Source organism: Hyphomonas sp. UBA4494 (genome assembly GCF_002388935.1).
In the GTDB taxonomy this organism is placed as follows: Bacteria; Pseudomonadota; Alphaproteobacteria; order Caulobacterales; family Hyphomonadaceae; genus Hyphomonas.
Map to the genome: position 1 here is coordinate 4,244 of NZ_DGNK01000006.1, position 4,128 is coordinate 8,371.

Sequence of the window (4,128 nt, forward strand, 5' to 3'; positions counted from 1 at the left end):
GTACATTTCGCCCAGGCGTCGATGACCTTGTTGTATTTTTCGCCGCGGGTGATGAGGCCTTCAGCATATTGCTGTTCGAACTCGGAAACCAGCGCGCGGGTTTCGTCAACAAGCTTTCGCTTGGCTTCCGGAATGACAACATCGTCCTTGCCGAAGGAAATACCGGCTTTGCAGGCTTCCTTGAAACCAAGGTCCATGATGTGGTCAGCGAAGATAACCGTCTTCTTCTGACCGCAATGGCGGTAGACGATATCAATAAGACCCTGGATGGTCTTCTTAGTGAGCAGCTGGTTGATCACCGAGAACGGCACGTCGGAATTTCGCGGCAGAACCTGCGCAACCTTCATGCGGCCCGGCGTCGTTTCGACGAGTTCGCGAACGGTTTCGCCTTTTTCGTTGATGCCGTCCCAGCGCGCCTTGATTTTCGTGTGCAGCGTCACGACGCCAGCGACCAGCGCGTGTTCGATTTCATCAATCGTGCCGAAAATCTTGCCTTCGCCGGGCTCACCCTCTTTTTCCATGGTGATGTAGTAGAGGCCGAGAACGATGTCCTGGCTCGGCACGATGATCGGCTTGCCGTTCGCAGGCGACAGGATGTTGTTGGTCGACATCATCAGGACGCGCGCTTCCAGCTGGGCCTCAAGGCTCAGCGGCACGTGCACGGCCATCTGGTCACCATCGAAGTCAGCGTTGAACGCGGCGCAGACCAGCGGGTGCAGCTGGATGGCCTTGCCCTCGATCAGTTTCGGCTCGAACGCCTGGATGCCGAGACGGTGCAGCGTAGGCGCACGGTTCAGCAGAACCGGGTGCTCACGGATGACCTCGTCCAGGATATCCCAGACTTCCGGCTTTTCCTTTTCGACCAGCTTCTTGGCCGCTTTCACGGTGCCAGCGAGGCCCTTGGCGTCGAGACGCGCATAGATGAACGGCTTGAACAGTTCCAGCGCCATCTTCTTCGGCAGGCCACACTCGTGCAGCTTCAGGCTTGGGCCAACCACGATGACCGAACGGCCGGAATAGTCGACGCGCTTGCCGAGCAGGTTCTGACGGAAGCGGCCCTGCTTGCCTTTCAGCATGTCGGACAGCGACTTCAGCGGGCGCTTGTTGGTGCCCGTGATCGTGCGGCCGCGACGGCCATTGTCGAACAGGGCGTCAACGGATTCCTGCAACATCCGCTTTTCGTTCCGGATGATGATGTCCGGCGCGCGAAGTTCCATCAGGCGCTTCAGGCGGTTGTTCCGGTTGATCACGCGGCGATAAAGGTCGTTGAGGTCGGAGGTCGCAAAGCGGCCGCCATCCAGCGGGACCAGCGGGCGCAGATCCGGTGGAATGACCGGGATCACGTGCAGGATCATCCATTCCGGCTTGGCGCGCGATGTCAGGAAGGCATCGACGACTTTCAGCCGCTTGGACAGTTTCTTGGTTTTCAGTTCGGACGTGGACTCAGCCAGCTCTTCGCGAAGCGTCTCGGCCAGAACCGGCAGGTCCAGCGCCTGCAGCAATTCGCGGATGGCTTCGGCACCGATCATGGCGGTGAACGCGTCCTCGCCAAGCTCGTCCTGCTTGTCCATGTATTCTTCTTCGGTGAGCAGCTGACGCGGCTCCAGCTCGGTCAGGCCCGGCTCGATGACGATATAGCTTTCGAAGTAGAGCACGCGCTCCACATCTTTCAGCGCCATGTCGAGCAGCGCGGAGATGCGGGACGGCAGCGACTTCAGGAACCAGATGTGCGCAACCGGCGCAGCCAGGTCGATGTGGCCCATCCGCTCGCGGCGCACGCGCGCCAGCGTCACTTCAACGCCGCACTTCTCACAGGTGATGCCGCGATACTTGATGCGCTTGTACTTGCCGCAAAGGCACTCATAGTCCTTCGTTGGGCCGAAGATACGGGCACAGAAAAGACCGTCCCGCTCCGGCTTGAAGGTCCGGTAGTTGATGGTTTCAGGCTTCTTGATCTCACCTGACGACCAGGACCGGATCTTTTCCGGGCTGGCGATAGAGATACGGATCGCCTCAAAAGTTGGCGACGGGGTATTCGGGTTGAAAATGCTGGCGACGTCCTGGCGCATGGGTGTCTGCTCCTTGGGTGGGCGGTTGTTTCGGGGCTGGCGGGCCCCTGCCCTATGAAATCTCAGTTTCGTCCGGGTCGCCCCGCCGGTCTGGCGGGGCTATCCGGTTGGTATCAGCTCTACTCGGCGGCGACGGGGGTATCGGCATCGTCGTTGCCCCCACCTTCTTCGATCAATTCGACATTCAGGCCGAGCGACCGCATTTCCTTGACGAGCACGTTGAAGGATTCCGGGATACCGGCCTCGAACGTGTCATCACCGCGAACGATGGCCTCATAGACCTTCGCACGACCGGCCGTGTCATCGGACTTCACGGTCAGCATTTCCTGCAGCGTGTAAGCGGCGCCATAGGCTTCGAGGGCCCAGACTTCCATCTCCCCGAAGCGCTGGCCGCCGAACTGGGCCTTGCCGCCCAGAGGCTGCTGCGTAACGAGCGAGTAAGGTCCGGTCGAACGGGCGTGAATCTTCTCGTCCACCAGGTGGTGCAGTTTGAGAAGATACTTGTAGCCCACGGTGACAGGACGCGAGAACTGGACACCGGTCCGGCCATCGAACATCTTGACCTGACCTGACGAGTCGAGACCCGCCCGTTCCAGCATCGCGTTGATGTCGCTTTCGCGAGCACCATCGAACACTGGCGTGGCCATTGGCACACCGTTGCGAAGGTTTCCGGCGAGTTCGATGATCTCGCTATCTTCTGCCGGCAGCTCCTGCTCTTCGCCATAGGCGGTTTTCAGGGCTTTCTTCAGGCCTTCAACATCATTGTTCTGGTGGAACTCGTCGAGTGCGTTCTGGATGATCCGGCCAAGACCACGGCAGGCCCAGCCTGTGTGGGTCTCGAGGATCTGACCGACGTTCATCCGCGATGGAACACCCAGCGGGTTCAGAACGATATCGACTGGCGTACCATCTTCCAGGAACGGCATGTCTTCCTGCGGGTTGATCTTGGAGATAACCCCCTTGTTGCCGTGACGGCCAGCCATCTTGTCGCCCGGCTGTAGCTTGCGCTTCACGGCCAGGAACACTTTGACGACCTTCATCACGCCCGGTGGCAAGTCATCGCCGCGCTGGACCTTCTCAACCTTGTCGTTGAAACGGGCTTCCAGTTCGCCGATCGCGCCATCAAACTGATCGCGGAGGGCGTCAAGGTCGGCCTGGGCCTTCTCGGACTTCAGGGCGATGTCCCACATCTGGGTCTCGCTCAACTCGTCCAGTGCGGACGCGCTGATCTTGCCCGGTGTGAAGCCTTTTGGCCCGGCCGCTGCTTCCTTGCCCGTCAGCAGATCGCGCAGACGGTTATAGGTGTTGCGTTCCAGGATGGCCTGTTCGTCTTCTTTGTCTTCCTGCAGCTTCTCGATCTGCTCACGCTCGATCTGGAGGGCACGCTGGTCCTTGTCGATGCCATGACGGTTGAAGATGCGAACATCCACGACCGTACCGGCGTCGCCCGGAGGCACGCGCAGGGATGTATCCCGCACATCAGACGCCTTCTCACCGAAGATGGCGCGGAGAAGTTTCTCTTCCGGCGTCATCGGGCTTTCGCCCTTCGGCGTCACCTTGCCGACGAGAATGTCGCCAGCTTTGACTTCGGCGCCCACGGCCACGATGCCGGCTTCGTCGAGGTTGCGGAGCGCTTCCTCACCGACATTCGGAATGTCGCGGGTGATTTCTTCAGGGCCCAGCTTGGTGTCACGGGCTGCGACTTCGAATTCCTCGATATGGATCGAGGTGAAGACGTCGTCTTTCACGATCCGCTCGGAGATCAGGATGGAGTCCTCGAAGTTGTAGCCATTCCACGGCATGAACGCGACGAGCACGTTCCGGCCGAGGGCCAGATCACCAAGGTCAGTCGACGGGCCGTCAGCGATGATGTCGTTCTTGGAAACGACGTCGCCCACGCGCACGATCGGACGCTGGTTGATACAGGAGTTCTGGTTCGAGCGGCGGAACTTCGCGAGGCGGTAGATATCAACGCCCGACTTGGAGCCTTCGAGATCTTCGGTGGCGCGAACCACGATCCGCATTGCGTCGACCTGCTCGACCACACCGGAGCGGCGGG

2 protein-coding genes are annotated in these 4,128 nt (G+C 60.1%); both read right to left on the minus strand.

The window, feature by feature from the left end:
- The coding region (gene rpoC / locus B2P82_RS02770) for a DNA-directed RNA polymerase subunit beta' (protein WP_290494991.1) at window positions 1–2,069 on the minus strand (2,069 nt) is incomplete at its 3' end.
- Window positions 2,070–2,188: 119 nt separating this feature from the next.
- On the minus strand, window positions 2,189–4,128 hold a 1,940-nt coding region (gene rpoB / locus B2P82_RS02775), incomplete at its 5' end, for a DNA-directed RNA polymerase subunit beta (RefSeq protein ID WP_290494993.1).